This window comes from Bradyrhizobium sp. Rc2d (genome assembly GCF_900099855.1).
GTDB lineage: Bacteria > Pseudomonadota > Alphaproteobacteria > Rhizobiales > Xanthobacteraceae > Bradyrhizobium.
Genome location: NZ_FNCU01000018.1, coordinates 78,082 through 99,037 on the forward strand (window position 1 = coordinate 78,082; position 20,956 = coordinate 99,037).

Annotated in this window: 22 protein-coding genes and 1 pseudogene; 6 read left to right on the top strand and 17 right to left on the bottom strand. The window is 61.3% G+C overall.

What is annotated here, in order from left to right; all coding sequences use genetic code 11:
- Positions 1-72: 72 nt before the first annotated feature.
- Positions 73-1,962, bottom strand: a complete 1,890-nt coding sequence (locus BLV07_RS22565; RefSeq protein ID WP_091889647.1) for a cytochrome c/FTR1 family iron permease — start codon at positions 1,960-1,962, stop codon at positions 73-75.
- A gap of 356 nt (positions 1,963-2,318) precedes the next feature.
- Between BLV07_RS22565 and BLV07_RS22570 the strand changes: the two genes are divergently transcribed.
- A complete protein-coding gene (locus BLV07_RS22570) occupies positions 2,319-3,053 on the top strand; it encodes a Vgb family protein (protein WP_143035471.1) in 735 nt (244 codons plus the stop codon).
- 53 nt (positions 3,054-3,106) lie between these two features.
- Here BLV07_RS22570 and copD read toward each other — a convergent pair whose 3' ends face one another.
- The gene (gene copD / locus BLV07_RS22575) at positions 3,107-4,039 is read right to left on the bottom strand and encodes a copper homeostasis membrane protein CopD (protein ID WP_244551180.1); all 933 of its coding nucleotides are present in this window, start codon (positions 4,037-4,039) and stop codon (positions 3,107-3,109) included.
- Entirely contained in the window at positions 4,036-4,398 is a 363-nt protein-coding gene (gene copC, locus BLV07_RS22580; protein ID WP_091889651.1) for a copper homeostasis periplasmic binding protein CopC, read from the bottom strand. Before copC ends, copD begins: the two co-directional genes overlap by 4 nt.
- An 822-nt stretch (positions 4,399-5,220) precedes the next feature.
- On the opposite strand from copC, the gene BLV07_RS22590 reads away from it, so the two are divergent.
- A complete protein-coding gene (locus BLV07_RS22590; protein WP_091889655.1) occupies positions 5,221-5,781 on the top strand; it encodes a hypothetical protein in 561 nt (186 codons plus the stop codon).
- A gap of 463 nt (positions 5,782-6,244) precedes the next feature.
- On the opposite strand, the pseudogene BLV07_RS22600 reads toward BLV07_RS22590, so the two are convergent.
- From BLV07_RS22600 to BLV07_RS22640, 10 genes and pseudogenes are all read right to left on the bottom strand, one after another.
- A pseudogene (locus BLV07_RS22600) lies at positions 6,245-6,598 on the bottom strand (class I SAM-dependent methyltransferase); the annotation flags it as partial.
- Positions 6,599-6,771: 173 nt separating this feature from the next.
- The gene (locus BLV07_RS22605) at positions 6,772-7,416 is read right to left on the bottom strand and encodes a DsbA family protein (RefSeq protein ID WP_349525317.1); all 645 of its coding nucleotides are present in this window, start codon (positions 7,414-7,416) and stop codon (positions 6,772-6,774) included.
- Positions 7,417-7,483: 67 nt separating this feature from the next.
- Complete coding sequence (locus BLV07_RS22610; protein ID WP_091889661.1) at positions 7,484-7,993, bottom strand: copper chaperone PCu(A)C; 510 nt, start codon at positions 7,991-7,993, stop codon at positions 7,484-7,486.
- An 8-nt stretch (positions 7,994-8,001) separates the two neighbouring features.
- The gene (locus BLV07_RS22615; protein ID WP_091889663.1) at positions 8,002-8,619 is read right to left on the bottom strand and encodes an SCO family protein; all 618 of its coding nucleotides are present in this window, start codon (positions 8,617-8,619) and stop codon (positions 8,002-8,004) included.
- A 145-nt stretch (positions 8,620-8,764) separates the two neighbouring features.
- On the bottom strand, positions 8,765-9,478 hold the full coding sequence (locus BLV07_RS22620; protein WP_244551181.1) for a TlpA family protein disulfide reductase: 714 nt from the start codon (positions 9,476-9,478) through the stop codon (positions 8,765-8,767).
- 115 nt (positions 9,479-9,593) lie between these two features.
- Entirely contained in the window at positions 9,594-10,037 is a 444-nt protein-coding gene (locus BLV07_RS22625) for a DUF411 domain-containing protein (protein ID WP_091889665.1), read from the bottom strand.
- Between the two features lie 30 nt (positions 10,038-10,067).
- Complete coding sequence (locus BLV07_RS22630; RefSeq protein ID WP_091889667.1) at positions 10,068-11,498, bottom strand: multicopper oxidase family protein; 1,431 nt, start codon at positions 11,496-11,498, stop codon at positions 10,068-10,070.
- A 125-nt stretch (positions 11,499-11,623) separates the two neighbouring features.
- Positions 11,624-11,947 (bottom strand): hypothetical protein, encoded by a 324-nt coding sequence (locus tag BLV07_RS22635; RefSeq protein ID WP_143035472.1) that lies wholly within the window; start codon positions 11,945-11,947, stop codon positions 11,624-11,626.
- A 174-nt stretch (positions 11,948-12,121) separates the two neighbouring features.
- Positions 12,122-12,247 carry a hypothetical protein gene (locus tag BLV07_RS49765; RefSeq protein ID WP_283806531.1) on the bottom strand — a complete coding sequence of 42 codons (126 nt, stop codon included), beginning with the start codon at positions 12,245-12,247 and terminating at the stop codon, positions 12,122-12,124.
- 196 nt (positions 12,248-12,443) lie between these two features.
- Positions 12,444-12,716: an isochorismatase family protein gene (locus BLV07_RS22640; RefSeq protein ID WP_091889851.1), complete on the bottom strand. Its 273-nt coding sequence runs from the start codon at positions 12,714-12,716 to the stop codon at positions 12,444-12,446.
- Between the two features lie 420 nt (positions 12,717-13,136).
- On the opposite strand from BLV07_RS22640, the gene BLV07_RS22645 reads away from it, so the two are divergent.
- Together BLV07_RS22645 and BLV07_RS22650 are read left to right on the top strand one after the other, a co-directional pair.
- Positions 13,137-13,748, top strand: a complete 612-nt coding sequence (locus BLV07_RS22645; RefSeq protein ID WP_244551182.1) for a DoxX family protein — start codon at positions 13,137-13,139, stop codon at positions 13,746-13,748.
- A gap of 76 nt (positions 13,749-13,824) precedes the next feature.
- Positions 13,825-14,583 (top strand): class I SAM-dependent methyltransferase, encoded by a 759-nt coding sequence (locus BLV07_RS22650; RefSeq protein ID WP_091889854.1) that lies wholly within the window; start codon positions 13,825-13,827, stop codon positions 14,581-14,583.
- On the opposite strand, the gene BLV07_RS22655 is transcribed toward BLV07_RS22650, so the two are convergent.
- The 4 genes from BLV07_RS22655 to BLV07_RS22670 are packed head-to-tail and all read right to left on the bottom strand — an operon-like array spanning position 14,584 to position 18,477.
- Entirely contained in the window at positions 14,584-15,324 is a 741-nt protein-coding gene (locus BLV07_RS22655) for a glycosyltransferase family 2 protein (RefSeq protein WP_210187814.1), read from the bottom strand. It lies immediately after the preceding gene.
- Between the two features lie 5 nt (positions 15,325-15,329).
- Positions 15,330-16,409: a radical SAM/SPASM domain-containing protein gene (locus tag BLV07_RS22660; RefSeq protein ID WP_091889672.1), complete on the bottom strand. Its 1,080-nt coding sequence runs from the start codon at positions 16,407-16,409 to the stop codon at positions 15,330-15,332.
- Positions 16,406-17,779, bottom strand: a complete 1,374-nt coding sequence (locus BLV07_RS22665; RefSeq protein ID WP_091889674.1) for an MptA/MptB family glycosyltransferase — start codon at positions 17,777-17,779, stop codon at positions 16,406-16,408. Before BLV07_RS22665 ends, BLV07_RS22660 begins: the two co-directional genes overlap by 4 nt.
- The gene (locus BLV07_RS22670) at positions 17,776-18,477 is read right to left on the bottom strand and encodes a TIGR04282 family arsenosugar biosynthesis glycosyltransferase (RefSeq protein WP_091889676.1); all 702 of its coding nucleotides are present in this window, start codon (positions 18,475-18,477) and stop codon (positions 17,776-17,778) included. The genes BLV07_RS22665 and BLV07_RS22670 overlap by 4 nt, the downstream gene beginning before the upstream one ends.
- Before the next feature lie 294 nt (positions 18,478-18,771).
- On the opposite strand from BLV07_RS22670, the gene BLV07_RS22675 reads away from it, so the two are divergent.
- The gene (locus BLV07_RS22675) at positions 18,772-20,016 is read left to right on the top strand and encodes an acyl-CoA dehydrogenase family protein (RefSeq protein ID WP_210187815.1); all 1,245 of its coding nucleotides are present in this window, start codon (positions 18,772-18,774) and stop codon (positions 20,014-20,016) included.
- Between the two features lie 82 nt (positions 20,017-20,098).
- Positions 20,099-20,944, top strand: a complete 846-nt coding sequence (locus BLV07_RS22680) for a phosphate/phosphite/phosphonate ABC transporter substrate-binding protein (protein ID WP_091889679.1) — start codon at positions 20,099-20,101, stop codon at positions 20,942-20,944.
- Positions 20,945-20,956 lie beyond the last annotated feature (12 nt).

The window sequence follows — 20,956 nt, forward strand, 5'->3', positions numbered from 1 at the left end:
GCGTTCGCCGGTCAGTTGCTCCAGCGCTGACCGACTTCGTCATCCTGGTCACTGCCACCGCCAGGCCTCATCCTATGCGACCTTTCGACGATTGAGGCCGAAGCCTATCGCCAGAGCCGCAATCATGAGTAGCTGGGCCGCGACCGTTTGCGTGGTCGGGAACAGACCAACCAACGAGATGCGTGGCACTAAGCGTAACGGCGCGATGCTAACGATACCGGCCTCTTGCAGGGCTGCGATGCCCTTGCCAGCCAGCACGACCGTCAGAACCGCCATGAGCCACGAACTGTAGGTGAAGAACTTGCCGATTGGCAGCCGGCGACTATAGCGCAGCATCGCCCACGCGATAAGCGCCAGCGCCGCGCACGCGCTCAGCGCGCCCGCGAGTATCGTGCCGCCGTTTCCCTGGGTCCATAGCGCCGCGTAGAAGAGGATCGTCTCGAATACCTCGCGGTAAACCACGATGAAAGCGAGCCCGAACAGAAACCAGGCCGAACCACCGGACAACGCCTTTGCCATCCTTTCGCGAATATAGCGCTGCCATTGATCGGCTTGTGCCTTGCCGTGCATCCAGATGCCAACCGATAGCAGGACGACGGCGGCGATCACCGACCCGAATCCCTCCGTCAGCTCCCGGCTCGCGCCGCTGATTCCGATCACCCAGGTCGCAACGACCCAGGTCAAGAAGCCGGCGACGAGCGCGCCTACCCAACCCGCATGGACGTAGGGCATGACCTCCATCCGCTCAGCCTTGCGGAGGAAGGCGATCATCGCAACGACGATCAGCAGCGCTTCCAGTCCTTCGCGCAGCAGGATCGTTGCCGCTCCGAGAAACGTTGAGAGGCCGCTTGCCGCATTGGGGGAAAGCGACGCCTCTGCATCATCAAAAAGATCGTCGAGGACCTGTACGCGATCGGCGAGCGCATCGGCATTTTCTCCGCTCTGGATGGCGGCACGGTAGTCGCCCATCGCGCCCTCGATCCGCTCCAGAAGCGCACGATTCCGCGCCCCCAGCGCCGGTTCGACCGGCTCAAACCCATCGAGATAGGCAGACAAAGCCAGCTCGCCCGCATGCTGGCGGTCCCCCGCACGATAGGCGGCAAGGCTCTCGGTCAAGCGGCCGCGCACCAGCGACAGGGATCCGGTCTGCTGCTGCGTGACCGTTTCTGGATGGCGACGCAAATAAGCCATGAGAGCGTCGGCCTTGTCCTGTCCGATCTTGCTCGCGAGCGCTGCGGGCGTCGTCCCGACGAGCGTCTTCAGATCGGGAACGAGCCTATGAAGCGAGGCGTCCTGCTTCCACAGCCGCTCGCCTTCGGCCGCAGCGGCATCGACGAAGGCGAAATGACTGGCGTAGAGGGCCAGCGCCCAACGGTCATCGGTCGGAAGGCTGTCGAAGCTCGGCATCGCCGTACCATCAAGTCCCTGGGTGATCACCTGATAGAGGGCGAACACGCTGCGCTGGCGAGCACGCTCGGCGTCCGTGAACGCTATGGGCGGCGTATCAAGCTTGACGGCATCTGGTCCATGGCCGTCGCCCGCGTCTCCATGGCAGGCGGCGCAGTTCTGACCGAACAACGCTGCGCCGCGTGCGAAGTCCGGAACCTTGTTCGGCGCCAGCGGCACGGGGTAGGTCGCCAGCAACGCAGCCGCCAGGCCATGCGCTATAGCTGCTACTTGCTCGGCGTCAGACTTGTCTGCGATGGCGCGCTGCAGGCGGGCAGCTTCCGTCGCAAGCGCTTGCCGTTCCGGCTTAGGTGGGAGTGCAGCGATCTTTGCGGCAACGGTCGCCGCGAACTCATTCTGCTCGGCATATTCGGAAGGGCTTAAGACCGAGCCATGTGATACGGCGCCGGCGTAATCCACCGCAATGTAATCCAACAGTCGCCACGTGGTTTCGACATCGCTCGTCTCGGCCCTCGCTGCGCCGCAGAATACCAGAGCGACCAGCGTGGCAAGCACTGCGAGACGCGGCGGTAAGGGTAGCAGGTTCACGGCATGCCAAATTGAAGGTTGGGTCCGAGGACGGTCGTACCGCCGGTTTCGGATCGGTGCAATTTGAGACGTTCTAATTCAGCTCCAGGTCAACTTCTTTTGAGGCATGTGCGCCGGCCTTCTCGCCGCGGTAAGCGCTCCCGCTAACCGCGCCGGGCGAGTAGCGGCGATGACAGCAAGCGTCGCCTTTGCGCCATCGGCTCGGCCCTTCTCCGGCGCGCCAGCAAGTAACGCGATACGGCGTCCGAAAGACTGCTAGACTTAAGTTTCCGAGTTCGTGAGATCGTGCTTCGGCGCAAGGCCCACCCTACGTGGAGAAGGCCATGAGATTTGCGGTCGCTTCATTGTTGCTGGCAATTGCGCTCGGATTGGGTGCGGCCGTGGGAATTATGCCTGCTGCTGCCCAGACCTTCACTGAATTCATGCTGCCTCCCGCCAGCCGTCCGTCCGCAATCACCACTGGGCCAGACGGTGCGCTCTGGTTCACCGAGGCAGCGGGCAAGATCGGGCGAATGACCATCGATGGCAATATCACCGAATTCCCGATCAAAGGCGGCGGCGTTTTGCATTCCATCACGACAGGGCCTGACGGCGCGCTGTGGTTCACATATTTTCGCGGCAAAGTCGGGCGGATGACTACAACGGGCGCGGTCACCGAGTTCACGATCTCCCCAGAGAATAGTAGCCCCGGGGCTATTACGAGCGGGCCAGATGGCGCACTGTGGTTCACCGAGCCGGTTAGTGGCAAAATCGTGCGAATGACCACCGATGGCGAGATGACCGAATTCGCCCTTCCTAATCCTGATGCCCAGCCATGGGGCATCGCGACGGGGCCAGATGGTGCCTTGTGGTTTACCGAAGCCAGTTGCGTTCGCCAGCAAGCTTCGCGCTGCATCGTTGGCAACAGAATCGGTCGGATCACGACCAGCGGTTCAGTCACCGAGTTCGCGATTCCTTCGGACGGTAGCGAAACCCACAGCATCACGACCGGGCCGGATGGCGCGCTGTGGTTCACTGAGTATTATGGGAGCAGAATCGGACGCTTGGTGCTTCCTTGATCGTCAACGGTTCGTTGCGATTGCACGATCGGCGTCCCCACGATGCATTAACTTCACGAACCATGCATGGCGGGGTCTAATGTCCCCAACACGCTGACGACGCCCACGACGACTAGGCCCACCACCTGCTCCCCAAGAACGTGACCGCGAAGCTTTGCCAGCATGCTTTCGGACCCGTTCGCAGTCGGCGATTGGGCCATAGCCGGAACAAGCCAGAACCGGTTGGCGGCAGCCAACAGCACCATTAGAGCGAACAGCCCCGATTTCACCAACAGCAGCTGACCGTAAGTCGTAGAGATCAAATGCGGCAGAGAGCCGACGAGGAACCAACTATTGATCGAACCGGAGACAAGGAGGACCGCTACCGCTGCGTAGCCCATTCCGGAAAAACGCGACAAGACGCGCACGATTCCTCTATTCGGTACCCTGACCTTCTGATTGGAAGCGAGAAAGAGACTTAGAGGCAAAAGACCGCCCAGCCAAGCGCCAGCCGCAAGCAGGTGCGCTACGTCGCTAGTGACGTGAATGCGTGCCGAGGTCCCTTCGCTGACCTGGGTGTGCCCAATTCCGGCCAATGACACGAGGAGGATCGCTGCGAGAAACGTCACAATTGCGATCGCACGACGGTTCAAGTGAGATACGCCAGGCAACTGGATCGCCGCAACGAGGAGAATCATAAGCGGTGCGCGCAACGCCCATACGTGACCGAAATCGGTGTCCCATAGCACTGATACCAACGTGTCACGATCCACGGCGTCTGCAAGCTCCCCGGACATGTTCGCCACGGTCAAGCCGAACCAGGCAAGGCCGCTTAAGAGCGCGCCAATCGCGGCCGTGATCAGGATAGGATTGAGTTGGCGCCCAAGTCGCTCTGAGCTGTCGGCGCTCAGGCACGAATAGAGCGGGAAGAGTGCAGCACCGAAGGAAATAATGACGCAGGCCAGATGAACGAAGCGGGCGCCAACGAGGCCCGCCTCCAGCATCATTGCGAAACCTTGAACGAGAAGTGGCCCTTCACCTTGTGGGTATCGGCTGAAACAGCATGCCACTCGACGTCGTAAATTCCGGCAGACAGCGACCTGACGATCGGAACGACAAGCTGTCGCTTATCATTCGGATCGATGGATGGACTTTCCGTCTGGATGAGAGCGCCCCTGCTGTCCTTAATTGTCAGCCCTGAGAATTTAGGGATGACATTCTCGCTGAAGGTCAATCGAACCTCTTTCGGAGGCGGTACCGTGGCATCCTGTCCGGGATTGCTGGCTTGGAGGGCCGGGTGAGCGTAGGCCGATCCGGCCATGAGACCACTCACAAGAATAGCCAAGCTCGCGACAACACGTAGCATCGTCTCTCCTACCTAATTCGCACTCGTTCGGCCTAATTCGCGCACGTTTGGATATCGCCTTATGTCCAAATCCGGTCGCCGTATCAGCCTTTTTCGCTGGGCACAATCCATTTGCGGCGCAAGGCGCCTGCGGATCATGTCCTAGTCATCGTGATCGCCACCATTCCAGTCATGGTGCGGGCCACGGTGCCAATCGTCATGGCGCCCCTCGTGCGGGCCGTTGTGCCTGCCATAGTGCCAGCCATAGTACGGATCCCAATGGAACCCGCGGTGCTGACCATAATGCGGTCCGGAGTGCCAATCGTGGTGCCAGCCGGAGTGCCAATCGTGTTCGCGGGGTCGGTACCAGCCTTCCTCATCATGGGCACTCGCGGCGTGCGTCAACGTCACAAGTAGCGCGGCTGCGCCGAGGAGGCACAACACCGGTCTTAGGCTCTCCTTTTGAAGCTCGTTCGCGTCCATCATCGTCCTCCGCAAGCCTGAACTGACTCGGAACCGAGATTCCCATCCGATGGACATTTTCGAAGAGGGGGACTGAACAAGATCGGAACGGCAAGTTTAATCTTGGTTCATCGGCCCCTGCCCGTCCGGCACGATTGGACTGACGGACTTCACCTCCGGATTGCCGCCTCCATTTGGTGCAAGCGCGTTGCAGCAATTGCGGTCGCGTCCCTGAAACTATGGAGCGGCATCTGCATAAGCATTCCGCTCGCGCTTCGCGCGGGTGTAAAATGTCAGCAAAATGTGCGTCCCGTAGTCGGACGGCTGACGTAGGTTACTGGTCGAGATCAGGCAGGCCCTCGACAACCAGGAGTAACGACCATGAAAACCACCACTAATTTGCGCTTGGGGGCGGCGTTGGTTCTCTGCATCGCAACCTCGAGCTCGACTCTCGCCATGGCTCAAGGAATGCAAGGCATGGGTGCCGACATGATGCAAGAAGGCAGCGCGTCCAGGGCTACAACTTCCAACATGCCCGAGCATGGGATGAGACAAGGCATGATGGATTCCGGGATGATGCGACGCGGCATGGAGCAAGGCATGATGTGTCCGATGATGGGCGGCATGATGCAGGGCGGCATGGGCCAAGGGATGATGGGGTCCAACATGATGGGGCAAGGAATGATGGGCTCCGACACGACGCGCGGCGGCACAGGCGGAATGTTTGGATCGCACGTGACCCCGATGATGAACCTGTCCGTCGAGGACGTGCGAAGCTATCTCGGCGTGCAGCTCGAGCGGCTCAACAATAAGCGGCTGAAGATTGGTAACGTCAGTGCCGACGGCGGGAGTATTAGTGCCGCGATCGTTACTGTCGACAATTCACTTGTGCAAAACCTGAAAGTCGACCGCCACACCGGGACCATTGAGTACGAAAACTGAAGCAATTTCTCGCCGGATGAGAGTTGGATGCAATCTGCCCCGCTGTGCCGATTGCGATAGTATATGCCCCCGCTGGGTGGCCTGTCTGAGAAATGCGAGGAGATCAGCGCGTTGCTGATCATTCTTGATCCCTGCGAACGTCATCTCATTGCCGGGTACGAAATGTTGCGGGTCCTTAAGCCACTGGTCGAGGGTGCCGATCGTTCCAGAGCACTCCCGAACTCTTCAGAGCGGAAGAGTAGCGTGGGAAGCTTGCCAAGGCTCCTGCCTTGCGATTCCAAAGCTCCGCCAGACTTGGGCCCGTCATATTTCGGTTTGGCTCGAGCGAATGGCAGGCGGCGCACGCGGTAAATACGTGCTGGCCGCGCGTCGCATCTGCTTCGCCCGGCCGCGCTCGCGAACATCGTGATGAGCACCATCGGAAGAAGCCGCTTCATCATTGCCTCCACCGGAGCCCAGGCGCTTATCGTGGTCGCGCGCTGCCCTCGTACATAAACGTCATCGGCTTCGGGCCGCGCATGTATCCGGTCTCGAGTCGATCGAACTGGAAACCGGCGCCCTCGATCAGCACTCCGATGGCGCGGTTGAGATGGCAACCGCCACCGATCCGTTTCCAAATCGGAGTCAGACGATCCTGCCACCGCACCACATTTAGGTCGGGGGCGCGTCCGTGCTCCACAAACAAGAGACGCCCGGCGGGTCTAAGTACGCGGCGCATTTCGCCCAGCGCGCGCGAGGCATCTGGAACGCTGCACAACGTCCAGGTCGTTACGACGGTATCGATGCTTGCGTCCTCCAGTGGGGTCTCTTCGGCCGAACGACGGTACAGCAGGTGATCGGCCTTGATCCTTCGCCGAAGCTTCTTGCCATGGCGCGCCGCACCGAGCGTCCGGGGTCGGGCAAAGTTGCCGCCTACCGCCGACGCGTTGTCCCGGCGGCTCAGGGCCGCGTGCTCGAAATCGGGATCGGTTCCGGGCTGAACCTGCCGTTCTATTCGCCGGTCTCGATCACCTTGCTCTCGTCGACCTGGCCCCGCACCCGATAGAGCGCGCGGTGGAACGCCACGTACTTGCCCTGCTTATTGGCTGCAAGCGCCGCCTTTGCGGCGAAGACCGAATTCGGTCCGAGGACCGGGAACTCCTTGTAGACGATGCGAAGCTGCGGGTCGGCCGACTCGGCTTGCTCCATCAACGGGGCCATCATGCGGCAATACGGGCAATTGTAGTCGAAGAACTCGGCGACCGTGGCATTGCCGTCCGGATTTCCGCCAACGGGGCTGCTTGGATCATGGAACACCTCGTCGGCATGCGCCTTCAGAGCCGCCTGGGCTTCGTTGGCGGCCTGCTCGCCGCGTCGCGCCTCGAGGCGATTGATCGCTTCTGCGATGATCTCGGGATGCTCCAGAATGTAGCTGCGCACGCGCTGTTCGAATTCGTGTTGCGGAATACCGATACGATCGTTGAGCCCGCCTCGCAGCTGGAGAGCATCGCGCTCGGATGCGAACCAGGTGCCGCCCGCGATCAGCAGGACTAGCGGCAGAAGCACCCAGCCCACCAGTTTCCACCGCCGTGGTGGCACGCTGTCGTTACTCATCTTCTCCTCCCTGTCGCATCGCGGTCGTCCTGAAGACGCCATTTCACTGATCCTTGGGCGACAGATTGCGCGTTAGGTGGGGCTGGATCGGGCTCAAGCTCAACCAACCTCATTCTTTCATCGTATCGTCGTGATGATGCATCATGGGAGCCATGTCACTGGGCCGCATGGCGCCGACCTTCGCAACCGGAACCGTGACGTCGACTTTGCCCGCCTTGGCAAACGTCAAACTTAGAGAGAAAGTCTGACCTTCTTTGAGCGGCTGCTTCAAGTCGACGAGCATGATGTGCATGCCGCCCGGATCGAACGTGGTCTTTGCATGAGGTACCAGATCGACGACGGGCATTTCGCGCATACGGGACATGCCATTCTCTTCTGTGGTGCTGTGAAACTGAACCTTGTCCGCAATCGGCGTCGTCGCGCCCAACAACTGGTCTGGGGATTCGCCGTTATTGATCAATGTCAAGTAGGCTGCGCCGGTCTTCGCTCCTCCGGGCGTTGCTCGCGCCCATGGGCGCTCGACGACGACTGAACTCGCGCTTGAGGTCTGCGCGTTAACCTGAACGCTGGCTGCCAAAACGAATGCGATGCTCAAGATCAGCTTGAATGGTCGTTTCATCAATCGTCCTATCCGTTCTTGTGGGTCATTTGCTTGCGCAGCCAAGCAGCAATCTCTTCGCCGCCTTCGCTGCTCTGGATCACATTCGCGAATCGCCCCTGTGGATCCATCAGGTAGAGGTACGCGCTGTGCGAGACCGGATAATCGGCGTTATCCACTTCGGATTTCTGCGCTTCGGCGTACACGCGATATGCCCTCAGCACGCCGTCGATCTGCGCCTGGTTTCCAGTCAGGCCGACAATGCGAGAATCAAAGGACTTCAGGTAATCAGTCATGACGACAGGGGTGTCGCGCTGGGGGTCGACCGTGACAAAGAGCGGTTGGAGCTCGCTGGCATTTGGGCCAAGCTTTTCCAAGGCCGCGCTCATGTTGGTGAGCGCGGTCGGACACGCATCCGGGCAGAAGGTGTAGCCGAAGTAGATCAGAAGCCACTTGCCGCGGTAGGTCTCATCGCTCACTGTCTTGCCGTCGGTCGTTACCAGCGTGAACGGCCCGCCAATGGCTGCCGTGCCAGACGTGACGACCTTCGGATGCGGAGCGACCACAAACCATGCCTCAGCCAGCGCGATCGCGCCGGCGGCCGCAACAAGAGCTATGATGGTCAGGCGTCTGGTTCGTGTCTTCATCGACGGCTACTGTTTGGCCTTGGCATCTGGCGATCGAGGAGCGCAGCCGAGCGCGGTGCCGGCGATCATGGCGATGACCGCAAGGATGACGAGTGCGCGTCGGCTCCCCAGATAATGCCAAGCTCGCCACTCGCGCGCAGCAGAGCTACCGTCTGCCCTTATTTCCTTCTGAGAGTTCATCACGTGTTTGTCTATCGAGGATCACTTCGTTAATGGGCGACATCAGCCAGTCGAACACACGCCAGAGCAGGCCGGGCGATGTTTGCAACTTGGATCGACGAGGGTCTTGCCCTTGAGCGCGACGTTCGCCGGTATCGGTCATGATGTCTCGGAGCGTGTCGGCGATTTCTGGTGCATCCCATTCGGCTGGGCCAAGCGCGCGCCCGACTTCCTGGCCAGCGCGATCGATAATGAGCGTCGTCGGCAAGCCGATCGCGCCTACAGCACGCAACGCCTGCCCGGAAGGGTCGGTGTAAACGGCAAGGTTGCGAATGGTGACCTCGGAGTAGAACTTGCGGACGGCTTCGTGCCCGCCGCGATCCACCGAGAGAGGTACAACTTCGAGCTCGGCCCCGCCCAAGGCCGCTTGCAGCCGATCGAGCGCGGGCATTTCCTTTCGGCAGGGCACGCACCAGGTGGCCCAGAGATTGAGGACCACGACCTTTCCTTTGAAGTCAGCCAGACTTCGCGGTCGCCCTTCCTCATCACTGAACTGAGCAGCGGCGACAGGTCTTGGGCTGTTATGCAGAACCACCTTTTTCGCTGGCTCCTGAGCAACGGCCAATTGAGTGGCCGCTGCGAGTGCGATTGCGACAGCGATCGCGAACTGAATCCGGCCGATACAGGGGACAAGCATCATTGCTGCTCAACCTTTCCGATCGATGGCAGGATCGCATCCACAAGCCGCTTGGGGACGATCGTTGGCCAACGTGCTTGTGGGGCGATGCGGGCCGACCTCGCCCGCTACCGACTGGCTACACGGTGGCGTAGACGGTCGGTGCCTTGCCATCCTTGGTCACGGCGTAGATGACGAATTTCTGCGTCTTGGGGCCGGTCATGCCGGGGGAGCCGGTCGGCATGCCAGGAAGCGTGACCCCCGCGATCGGCGGGCGCTCGGACAGGAGCTTACGGACCACATCGACCGGGACATGCCCATCGACCACGTAGCCGCCAACGAACATCGTGTGACAGCCCTGATATTTCGTCGGCACGCCAGCGTCTTGGCTGATCTCGGCGAGATCATTGGTGGGCTTCACGTCAACGGCAAAGCCGCTCTGCCGAAGATACGCGGCATAGTCCTCGCAGCAGCTGCATTGCGGATTCTTGTACAAGGTCGCCTGGGTCGGAGCGGCAAACACTGGCAGCGGCAGCACGAGCGTCGTTAGCGCAGTGCCAAGGCAGAATGTCCGTCTATTCATGTCGTTTCTCCTTTGCAAAGATCGGGTTGGTTATGCAACGCGCAGCACCGTCATCATTCCTGACACCTGGTGGTCGGTGACATGGCAATGGAGCATCCAGTCGCCGGGATTGTCGGCGACAAAAGCGATCTCGACCGTCTCTTTCGGCCGTACGAGAACGGTATCGGCCCACTGCCGGTGCGGCACCGGTGCGCCGTTGCGGCTCAGGACGCGGAAACTGTGCCCGTGGAGGTGCATCGGATGCCACCAAGCGGTCTCGTTGCGCATCGACAGCACGCAGCTTTGTCCGCGCCGGAGCGTAAACAGCGGCGGCATCCCGGCGTGACCGTCGCCTGTCATGGAATGACCGTTGATGGCCCAGCTGGCTTGGTTGCCCATGCCCATCATTCCGCCCATCCCCATCATGCCGCCGCCACCCATCATGCCGCCCTGCAGCCGGAGTTCGCGCCGTTCGGCGGCGGTCAAGTCCGGCTCTGGCAAAGGATTGCGTGGCAAACACAGCGGTGAATCGAGAGGATGCGCGCGGAGCGGCGGCTCGTCTTTGTAAGCGAGTTGAGTGAGCCAATAGGACAGGTCGTCGTAGAAATCGTCGACCACGCGGTATCGCCGTCCCGGTTCACCCTGCATATCGAGGATGAGGTCGACGCGCATTGCGGGAGCAAGAAGCAGGCGCCCATTGTCCGGCTCATGCGGTTCGCAGGGCTGGCCGTCGATCGCGACGATTGTCGGACGATGGCCCTCGAACCGCAGGGACATGATGCGCGCGAGCGAGGTGTTGACGAGGCGGAGGCGAACGCGTTCCCCTGCCCGTACCGGCTCCTCTTCCGAGACGACGCCGTTTACCGTGACCGTGTTGCCGACGCGCCCGGACATGGCGGCTTCCATGCCGTTGCCGAATCCGGGCGCGATCTGCGCGTTGGATCTAAGCCGCCAGTCGCTCAACACCCAAACAAGGTCGCGGTCGACCGGAACGGGTTCCGGCTCTTCAATAATCAGAGCACCGGCCAGGCCACGGCCGAGTTGCTGCAGGCTGTCGGCATGCGGGTGATACCAGAACGTGCCGGCGTCGGGCGGCGTGAATTCGTAGGTGAAGGCTTCGCCAGGCTTGATCGGCGGCTGCGTGAGGCCGGGAACGCCGTCCATGGCATTCGGCAGACGTATGCCGTGCCAGTGAACGGTCGTATCTTCCGGTAACTGGTTTCGCACCACCAACCGAACGGGCTCGCCTTGGCGGAGCCGGATGTCGGGACCAGGGATGCGATTCCCGTAACACCAGACATTTGTTTCCGTGTCAGGCGAGCCAACGAGGGACACGCGACCAGGCGCCGCGGAGAGCTCGATGAACTTGGGTTCTGCCGGTGCGGCTCGTGCTATTCGCGGCAACAGGGCGGAGGCCGCAATTGCGGTGCCACTTAGCAGCACTGCGCGACGATCGATCGCCGGACGCAAATTGGAGTGCATGAATGCCGATCCTGGACGTTGATCCGCTGCCCGTGGCCAAAAGCCCACGTGCGTCATCACGATGCGCTATCGATGCGGTGGGCATCGCGCGCACGAAAAGACGCGACGCGACCAGCGATGCGCCTTTAGTTCAGGACGGCAGATCTGGGAGGATACGGGTCGGGCGGGATCGTATGCCCCGCGAGAGTGGGGCCGGAGAAATCTCGCGTTATCTGGACCGAGGTTAGCTCAAACAGCGGTCCAAGAACGGGTAAGGCCACGAAACTTGCGCAATAGGCAGAGCATGCTGCAGCTGTCATGGCCTTCTGATCGTCACCACAGCCATGACATTTGCCTTTCATCGGCATATCGGTCGCGGCAGCCATGACCATGCTCACGTCAGCATGCGCAGCACGTATGCCATGCGGAACCAGCCCCACGATGAACGTGAGCGCCAGCAGCAATCTCATGACGCGGCCGAGCTTCTCCGACATGCGACTAAGATAACGACCAGCGCCGAGAATAGCTAGGCCATTGGCGGGAGCCGCAAGATCAACCGACGCTGCGGTTCACGGGTTTGTGAGCCCGATATCCTGCCAGTAACAGGCTGGCTTTCGATCTCCATCTGCGCCCGGTGGCACTGCTTACGATCCCGAGAGGTATTTAACGAGCGCCGCAATGCCGAGAATGAGAAGGATGAGGATGAGTACTCCGATCAGACCCATCCCCCAACCCATGCCACCCATCATGTTCATCATGCCATCCATCATGCCTCACACTCCCTAAGTAGCCCGATGGCTTGGCTCGTTCATCATGCGCAGCATTGCCGGACCGCCGGTCCTTAGAAATCTCCAGACAAGCGCAGTTGCTAGCGCGAGAACGGCGATATTCAACACGGTGGTGTAGATGAGTGCGATCGATGCTTCAGTCACCTTGGCGTGGCGGGCCACACCGCGGCCCAGTCCATCACAAAATAGTGGCTGATCGCGAAAGATCCGGTCGGAAACCCATTTTCAAGTAAATAATGCTGATGCCGGCATGCCGCGCTGCAGCCAAGACGCGAGCTGTGGACGCAATGGCGTTCCGGATGCCGGAAATGTCGATGCCCGCAAGCGCGAACATCCCGCCCTCAGAGCCGAAGTCATTCTGCATATCGACAACGATGACGGCGCTCTGAGTTGGGTTGATGGAAAGAGCCTCAGGCTTCGCTTCGATAGCGATCTGCCCGGATGATCGCATGTCATCGTCCCCTTGAACGAGCACTGAGGGTACGCCTAGAGCATCGCGCCGACAATCCAGATGGCGTCGCGAAACGCCACTGATGCGACGTCCGCACCTGGACCTGGCCCCAACTCGGACCGCCGGCGCGGTCCGCTATCGTGCCCCACTATCAGGAGTACGCCGGACCTCATATGCGCCTTGATCTCCGGCTTGAAGCTGACCACGCGGATCGCCACCCTTGGTCTCGGCTTCGCGGATAAGGCGTTTCAGGCGCTGGCTACAGCCAGTTGCCCCGACTGACAGAGCGCAGCGAAGTGAACCCGCGCACGCCGAGATGGAGTTGCGGACGCGGATACTGTGGAGTTACTGTGCACTGCTCCGGAGCATGCGCCTATGCCCACAAATCCCTTCATCGATATCGGTCATTTCCTGAGTGCGATGACGGGCGACTATCTCAGTCTCGGAAACTGGCGCTATCTGATCCTGGCGCTGTTCTGGGCGCTGCTGTTCGCCAGCATTGCAGTGGCCTTGCGGAATTGGCAGGAGGATTCGGAGCAACGTACCGGCCGACATCTCGGAATCTGGCTGGTTCGGGTGCTGGTCGGCTGTATGTGGTTTCAGGGCATGTTATGGAAGCTACCGCTACCTCTGTCGGGCGGTCTGCAATACTGGACCGAACAGGAATCGACCAACGCGGCGTTCGAGTTTCACCGCAGCTTCATGAAGGATGTCGTGCTCCCGAACATGACCATCTTTGGGCCAATCGTCTTTGTTGCCGAGCTGGCATTCGCTGGGTCGATGATGCTCGGGCTTGCGGTGCGATTGCTGGGCGTGCTGGCCATCGCCTATGTGCTGCAGCTCTGGCTCGGCCTGTATGGCAATTCGTCCGAGTGGCCGTGGACGTACATGTTTTTGGCCATGCTGATGTTCCTGTTCACACTCGATGGCGCCGGCCGCAGTCTTGGCCTTGATGCCTGGTTGCGCCGCCAAATCCCTGCGGTGCGCGACGGGAAGGGATTAATCGGCAGGTTTTTCCACATGGCGGGGTAGTTGCGATCGTGTGAGTGAGAGAGTGACGACGTTGAGCCAACCTCGTGAACTCACAAGAGCCGACCAGCCGCACGAGATGCTTGGCGGGCATTTGATCGCCCTATTTCGCGCAGCCTCGCTTCTTGCGGTGCTAGGCCCAACTTCCGCGTACGCGGCCGATATCGGTTATCTGGCCCCATCAGGGGTCTCGGCATCGGAGTTCCCCTCGCCCCAGCGCCCGGTTGCGCCGATTGTCAGCCCAGGCCGCTCCGACGAGAGGCACCGTGACTCCCTGGATGAGACCGGCGAGATTGCTCGGCGTCTTGTGTTGAAGCCCGGCATGACGGTCGGCGATATCGGCGCCGGCCGTGGCTACCACACGGTTCGGCTCTCGCCCCTCCTCGCCTCCAAAGGCTCCGTCATTGCTGAGGACGTCACCCGAGATTACCTCATCGAGCTCGCCAAGCGCATCGAACGTCTTCGACTGACAAACGTCACATTAGCGCTGGGCGAACCGCACGACCCACGCCTGCCCGCCTCCTCGCTGGATGCCGCCATCCTCGTGCACATGTATCACGAGATCGCCCAACCCTATGCCTTTCTCTATAATCTCGCGCCTGCCTTGAAACCGGGCGCGCGGATCGGAATTGTCGACCTTGAGCGTCCGACCTCCAAACATGGCACGCCAATTGAGCAGTTGCGTTGCGAAGCGAGCGCCGTCGGTTATCGCGAGATCGCCACATATCAGCTCGCAGGCGATGGCGGGTACCTCGCTGTCTTTTCCCCGACGAATAAGGAAAATCGAAAGTCTCCCCGGGATATCGTTGCCTGTGAAGATCGTGCCGGCACGCACTGACTAGCTCCTCTTGCCGTGGTCTCGCAGCTCGAACGCGAGACGAACAAACGTCGCCGAAATCGACCAGGCCGCCTTGATGCCGGCGATGAGATTGCCGGAGACCTTCGACACTCCGCCGATTCGGCGCCGCTGTCCGACAGCGATCTCAAGCATCGGTACACGCGCCGCGGCGACCCGCATCAACATCTCCAGATTCCAGCCAAATGTCTCCTCCTTCATATCGAGACGTATGAGCGCATCGCGCCGGATAGCGCGAAACGGCGACAGATCCGTGAAGTTTGCGCCATAGACGAAGCGCAGCAGAAGCCTGCCGACGTGGGCAGCGATGACCTGCTGTGGTGCCAGGCTGCCGGGCTCACGTGGGCCGCGAACACGCGAGCCGAGTACGAAGTCGGCTTGCCCAGCAATGATCGGCGATACCAGATCAGGAATGAATTCCGCAGGATCGCTGCCGTCGCCGTCGAGGAAAACCAGAATGTCGGCATTATCACGCACAGCGGCGATGCCAGCCTGGATGGCGCGCCCGTAGCCGCGTCGCGGCTCGACAATTACGCGCGCTCCGGCGGCCTCAGCGCGCTCGACCGTACGATCTCGCGAGACCCCATCGACCACGATGACCTCGCTTACATTCTGGCCGAGCACCGCCGTCACGACCCAGCCGATGGCCGCTTCCTCATCAATGCAGGGAATGATCGCCGAAACCACCGGCCGGCGCTCGCTCTGTTCGCTCTCCTTGATCACCTGGCTCACAGGCTCCAGCGCAGGCCGCAATTGGCGCAGCACTTGGGTGGCTCGTCTGACAAGAGCGCTGCCCGAAAGTGCTGGTAGGCGGGCCCATTCCAGATGTCCCGCAGGGCCTGCTGCCGGGCATGACCGAGGGTGTAGTTGTCATAGCCATGCTGCGAGAACGGCGCGATACAACATGGCAGCGCACGGCCATTGGCCGTAAAGTACATCAGCGACCATGGCCGCCGGCAGAGCGACCATGGCGAAAGGTCTCCGCCACCCTTGAGGCTTAAGCTGGGCTCGCTTGTTGCGCCCGATGCGCTGAAGGTCATGCCAAGGGAGCGCGCGAGCTCCTCAGCCTGTTTCAGGTACGCCGCTTCCTCCTCCGTCAGGCGCTCGAACAGCGCCTGATCCGGCCGCGCCTTGCCAATGGCGGATTCATCGAAGAATACGAGCCGTTGCAGATAGACTTCCTTGACGCTGATCTCCGCCGCAATTTGCACAAAGGCCGGAAGCTGCTCGACAGTCTCTCTCAGACCGGTCAGCCAGAAGGATACCAGCGGCTTAGAGTGGCCCTCCCGCTCCTGTAGTTCGCGAAATGCTCGTACGTTGCGGATGATGCGGCCGAAATAATCTCTGCCGCGGATCGCCTTGAAGCTCTCGCGATTTGACGCGTCGAGAGAGACGCGCAGTTCATCAAGGCAGGCGTCGATCAGCGCACGGCCGTTGCGCTCACTGAGAACCGTTCCATTTGTGTTGAAGACGACATAAACGCCACGATCCTTCAGGTATCCGACCATGCGGGGCAGATCAGCGACCAGCATCGGCTCGCCGACGCCGTGCAGAACCGCCCGCGCAAGACCGGGGACCTGATCGACAATCGATACGAACAAGTCCCAGCTCATGTCCGCCGGCGGCTCGAGCTGCTCGTAGGTGCGCGGGCAAGTGGTGCACAAAAGATTGCAGCGGTTGGTTACCTCCAGATAAAGGCAGACTGGCGGGCGCTGGGCGACCTCGGTGCGCTCGCCCGCGACCGACTCGTGGTAGCGGCGCGGGTCGAACGGCGCGTGAGGGTTTTGCGCTTCGCGGGAAAGGCTCATTGCAACAGCCTTGCCTCTATGGTCCGCGGCATGCGGGTCCTCCAGACGACGAAGGCCCAAGCCAGCAAAAGACCTCCAAACAGGATTGATTTGCTTACCACCCTTGGAATGTAGAAGTCCCAGTCGAGTTGTTCGGATAGCAAAAGCGCTCCGATCGAAACGACCCAGGTCGGCGCGGAGCCGCACAAGGCGGCAAACGGCGCAACAATCAGAAAATACCAGGGGTAGTTGGGCGACCACAACAGGAAAGCAAAAAGCAACAGCATGTTAATGTCGGCAACACGCGACGCGATGCTGTGATCAGAGCTGCGAGCAACCGTGAGCCCCTTGAGCATGAGGACCAGCCCGGCCAGTGCCACGTAGACGGCAACGTCGTGCTCATGCTCGCCGAACACAAGCCGCCAGAGCGACAACAGCCAGATATCGTTGCCGGCAACGATCCCCTCTTGGTTGAAATAGCCCTTGGTCAGGAACCCGAGAACGCCCCAGCCGACCGACAGATAAGGAAGGTAACAAAGCGCGATGACGGCGATCACAACGAACGGCATTTTAGGGTCCCACGGCCGCCAGATCCCGGCGAGCACCGGCGCCGCATACGGTTTCACCAGCGTCGATAACGCGATCACGGCGGCCCCGCGCAGAGCGGAGCCGGTCAGGGCAATCCATAGGCCCAGCAGCACCAGCGCGACCATGAGCGCGTCGACGTGGCCGCTGTTGGCGATCTCCCACAGCGGCAGCGGATGCCAGAGATAGGCGATCACGCGCGTCACCGGGCGGTGCATGCGCCGCAGCAGCAGCATGATCATCGTGACGGTGACGGCCTCGCACCCCAACAGTGCGAGGCGCATCGTCGTCACGCTTTCACCAATCCGCGTGACAACGAGGAAGAAAAACTGCGCCACGGGAGGATAGATGGTGACGGCAGAGTCGGCCCGGTTGATGTGCGGCAAGATCGCCCCGTCGCGCAGAGATGCCAATGCCTCATGAGCCGGGAAATAGCGGTACGGATTGATACCTGCGGCCTGAACCCTGCCATCCCAGACATAGCGATAGATGTCATTGGACAGAAGGGGATCGAACGCCAGCACATAGGCTCTCAGAACGATCGCCAAGCCAAAAATGAGCCATAGCGCGCGATCGGGTGGAGCCTGTTCGGCCATACTTGTCGCTAAGATCGTCAGCAGACCTGCAAGAATGGTCAGAGCAATGAAGGCATTATCACCGGCTGCCTCGAAGGCAAAGGGGGTCACCAGAGTGAGACCAAGCAGGACAACGCCAATACCGGCCAGCCGATGAAGCGGAGGCATTGTGGTGACCGAGCGCGCCAGTCCGCCGAATTGACTCACAATGGTGCCCGCAATTGGCTTCATGGGTCTATCCGCTGCGCAGCCTTGAGAAAAACTCGGCTCGCCCGCGCCAGACCACCGCCGCGAAAGCGCGCCGAATTGCCGGCCAATTCGTCCTTAAGCCAAGTTAGCCCTTCAATGTCGTCGATATCGTACCATTCCGGCAGCAGTATCGTGGCAAGTCCGATCTCGGCGGCGCGATCGCATGTGCTGCGAGCTACGGTCTCCGTCCCCCATGCGATGCGCGTGAATAGCTGCCGATGTGGGCGCTTTAACCCAATGAGGTAATAACCGCCATCGCTTGCTGGCCCGAGCACCATTCTGTCGCCGGGCTCGCGAAGAGCTTCGATAGCCCGGACCAGGAAACAGGCAGGAAGGGTTGGGCTGTCGCCATTGACGAGCAAAACGCAGTCGTGTCCGTCGAGGAGGTCGCGCGCGGCACCGAACAGCACATCTCCGAGATCGTCACCGACTTGCAGCAGAAGCCCGAACGTTGCGGGAAGCAGCTCCCGCATGATGTGCTCGACCCCCGCGGGCGCATAGACACCATAGCCGCGCCTGCCGAGGCTCTCCGGGACCGTCTCGATGGCGTCGGCGACGTCACGCAGAAAGCAGGCCGAGAGCTCCGAGGCGGCAACCGCGCCAATAGCCGTCGCAAGCCTGGTCTTTGCGCGGCCAGGCTGCGGCGCCTTACAGATGATCCCGATCGCCGCAACGCTCATAGCAGGAGCCGGAGCCGCGGGCGATCGGCCGCGATCGCGATCAATGGCCGCCACGCCAGACACACCTCCTTACGCAATCGCCGGTCGCTCGCAGCGCTTTTCGCGACAGCGGACCAGCGCCGCCCCCCCTGCTGCGATGATTGTCTCCGCCGGCCGCAGCCGGAACAAGCAAAAGGTGCGACCGACGTCTAAAAAAATATCCTCCGGGTGACGTAACCAGATCGCTTTGAGCGGCGTATTAATTTGGGGGTAGTTTGGCGTGGAGAAACCAACAGCGAGTATACGGAAGCGGTTGTGCCGCACGCTGGGCGTTCAGACCCGACAACATCCGCTGCAGTGCAATACAGCCGCCTGCACCTAGTTCAATTCGACCGAGCACGACGGAGGGCTGTTATGGACCACGAGACTGCAGTTTCGCAGGCCAGGGAGATCGCCGACCGCATACTGGCGCCGGCGGCACGGCAAAACGACAAGGATTCTCGATTTTCATCCGAGGCAGTCGCGGCGCTCGGCTCGGCCGGACTGCTGGGGATGATGCTGCCCACCGAAGTCGGCGGCTCGGCTCTCGGACCAAGGACCCTCGCTGCCATCATTGCGACGCTTGCGGAAGCGGACGCGTCGGCCGCGATGGTCTATTTGATGCACATGTGCGCCACCGCGACGATCGCCGCGGCCCGTCCCGGTGCAGCCGTCGTGCAGACGTTGAATGATATTGCAGCCGGTCAGCACCTCACCACGCTGGCATTCAGCGAAGCCGGATCCCGCAGCCACTTCTGGGCGCCTGTGTCGCGAGCGATCCGTAGTGGCACCAATGTGCGCATCACGGCCAAGAAATCGTGGGTGACGAGCGCCGGTCACGCGCAAAGCTATGTTGTCTCGGCGCTGGCTCCTGAAGGGAAGAGTCCGACCGATTCAACCCTTTACCTTTTCGCCGCTGGTGCGCCTGGACTGTCGGTCGCCGGCCCTTGGGATGGTCTCGGGATGCGCGCCAACGCTTCCGCGCCGATGATCCTCGAGGACGCCGAGGTCGGATCGAGTCTTCAGCTGACCGACGACGGAGCGGGCTTCAAGGCCATGCTGGAAATCGTGCTTCCGCTGTTCAACCTCGGGACATCGGCGGTCGCGCTAGGCCTTTGCCGGGCCGCCGTGGTGGGGACCGCAGCTCACCTCAAGAGCGCTCGCTTCGAGCATCTGGGCCAGACCCTCGGCGAGAGCCTGCCGACGCTTCGCGCGCAACTTGCGACAATGCAAATCGACACTGATGGGCTCGCCGCGCGCGTCGACGATCTCGTCGGTCACCTCGAGCGCCCCCGAGATACCACCATGCTGCGCGTGCTCGAGTGCAAAGCGTCGGCGGGTGATGTTGCTATCGGCGTCACTTCGGCGGCGATGCGGGTGTGCGGAGGTGCTGCGTTTTCCAAGCATCTGGCCATCGAGCGATTGTTCCGCGATGCCCATGCAGGCGCGGTCATGGCGCCGACGGGCGATGTTCTGCGTGAATTCATCGGCAAGGCCGTGTTGGGAATACCGCTGTTCTGAGCGCGGCAGGGTTGCCCTGCTGGCCGCGCTCGGATCGCGATTGATCGCATTTGAAATCAGGCGTGACAGGCGAGGAGTAATCATGAGCCAGACGATCTGGGTAGGTGCCGTCGCATACGATCCGAAGGTGGTCAGTATCTGGGAGGGCATGCGACGCTACTTTCACGAGGAGGCGCATCTCGCCGTCGAGGTCGTATTGTTTCAGAGCTACGAGGCCCAGGTCGCAGCGCTGCTGGCCTTGCCGGGCGAGCGGCTGCCGCGGATCGACATCGCATGGAACACGAACCTCGCCTATATCCAGGCCGATGCCTGGAGCGACAAGCGCTGCCGCCCGATCGCGATGCGCGACACCGACGTCGGCTGGATGACCAAGATCGTTGCGGTCACCGGTGGGCCGGTCGCTACGCTTGGCGATCTCAAGAACCGGACCCTGGCGCTCGGCAGCCGCGACAGCGGCCATGCGGCAATTCTCCCGGTTTATTTTCTAGAGCGCGAGGGACTGATTGAGGGGAAAGACTACCGAACGCTGCGCTTCAACACGGACCTCGGTAAGCACGGTGACACGGGGACGAGCGAGTCCAACGTCGTTCGCGCGGTGCTCGACGGCCGCGCCGATGCCGGCGCAATCGGCAGCCCATTCTGGAACGCGGTGCGTACGGAGCGTCTGGTGCCGGAAGGTGCGCTGACCGAAATCTGGACCTCGCCGCCATATAATCACTGCATGTTCACTGCCCGATCCGATCTGGACCCCGCGTTGGAGCAGCACTTTGCCAAAGCACTATTCGCCATGAGCTACGACAACCCGACGCATCGTGCTGTGCTCGAGGCCGAAGGGCTGCGCCAGTGGATAGCGCCGCAGCTTGCAGCCTACGCCGAATTGCGGGAAGCATCGGCGCAACAAGGCTTCTTAACGCGCCCCTCGGCTTAGCGATAGAGAGCT

Coding starts and splice junctions, on each gene's coding strand:
- BLV07_RS22570 (WP_143035471.1), top strand. CDS start 2,319: ATGAGATTTGCGGTCGCTTCATTGTTGCTGGCAATTGCGCTCGGATTG.
- copD (WP_244551180.1), bottom strand. CDS start 4,039: ATGATGCTGGAGGCGGGCCTCGTTGGCGCCCGCTTCGTTCATCTGGCC.
- copC (WP_091889651.1), bottom strand. CDS start 4,398: ATGCTACGTGTTGTCGCGAGCTTGGCTATTCTTGTGAGTGGTCTCATG.
- BLV07_RS22590 (WP_091889655.1), top strand. CDS start 5,221: ATGAAAACCACCACTAATTTGCGCTTGGGGGCGGCGTTGGTTCTCTGC.
- BLV07_RS22605 (WP_349525317.1), bottom strand. CDS start 7,416: ATGGCGTCTTCAGGACGACCGCGATGCGACAGGGAGGAGAAGATGAGT.
- BLV07_RS22610 (WP_091889661.1), bottom strand. CDS start 7,993: ATGAAACGACCATTCAAGCTGATCTTGAGCATCGCATTCGTTTTGGCA.
- BLV07_RS22615 (WP_091889663.1), bottom strand. CDS start 8,619: ATGAAGACACGAACCAGACGCCTGACCATCATAGCTCTTGTTGCGGCC.
- BLV07_RS22620 (WP_244551181.1), bottom strand. CDS start 9,478: ATGATGCTTGTCCCCTGTATCGGCCGGATTCAGTTCGCGATCGCTGTC.
- BLV07_RS22625 (WP_091889665.1), bottom strand. CDS start 10,037: ATGAATAGACGGACATTCTGCCTTGGCACTGCGCTAACGACGCTCGTG.
- BLV07_RS22630 (WP_091889667.1), bottom strand. CDS start 11,498: ATGCACTCCAATTTGCGTCCGGCGATCGATCGTCGCGCAGTGCTGCTA.
- BLV07_RS22635 (WP_143035472.1), bottom strand. CDS start 11,947: ATGAGATTGCTGCTGGCGCTCACGTTCATCGTGGGGCTGGTTCCGCAT.
- BLV07_RS49765 (WP_283806531.1), bottom strand. CDS start 12,247: ATGATGGATGGCATGATGAACATGATGGGTGGCATGGGTTGGGGGATG.
- BLV07_RS22640 (WP_091889851.1), bottom strand. CDS start 12,716: ATGCGATCATCCGGGCAGATCGCTATCGAAGCGAAGCCTGAGGCTCTT.
- BLV07_RS22645 (WP_244551182.1), top strand. CDS start 13,137: ATGACGGGCGACTATCTCAGTCTCGGAAACTGGCGCTATCTGATCCTG.
- BLV07_RS22650 (WP_091889854.1), top strand. CDS start 13,825: ATGCTTGGCGGGCATTTGATCGCCCTATTTCGCGCAGCCTCGCTTCTT.
- BLV07_RS22660 (WP_091889672.1), bottom strand. CDS start 16,409: ATGAGCCTTTCCCGCGAAGCGCAAAACCCTCACGCGCCGTTCGACCCG.
- BLV07_RS22665 (WP_091889674.1), bottom strand. CDS start 17,779: ATGAAGCCAATTGCGGGCACCATTGTGAGTCAATTCGGCGGACTGGCG.
- BLV07_RS22670 (WP_091889676.1), bottom strand. CDS start 18,477: ATGAGCGTTGCGGCGATCGGGATCATCTGTAAGGCGCCGCAGCCTGGC.
- BLV07_RS22680 (WP_091889679.1), top strand. CDS start 20,099: ATGAGCCAGACGATCTGGGTAGGTGCCGTCGCATACGATCCGAAGGTG.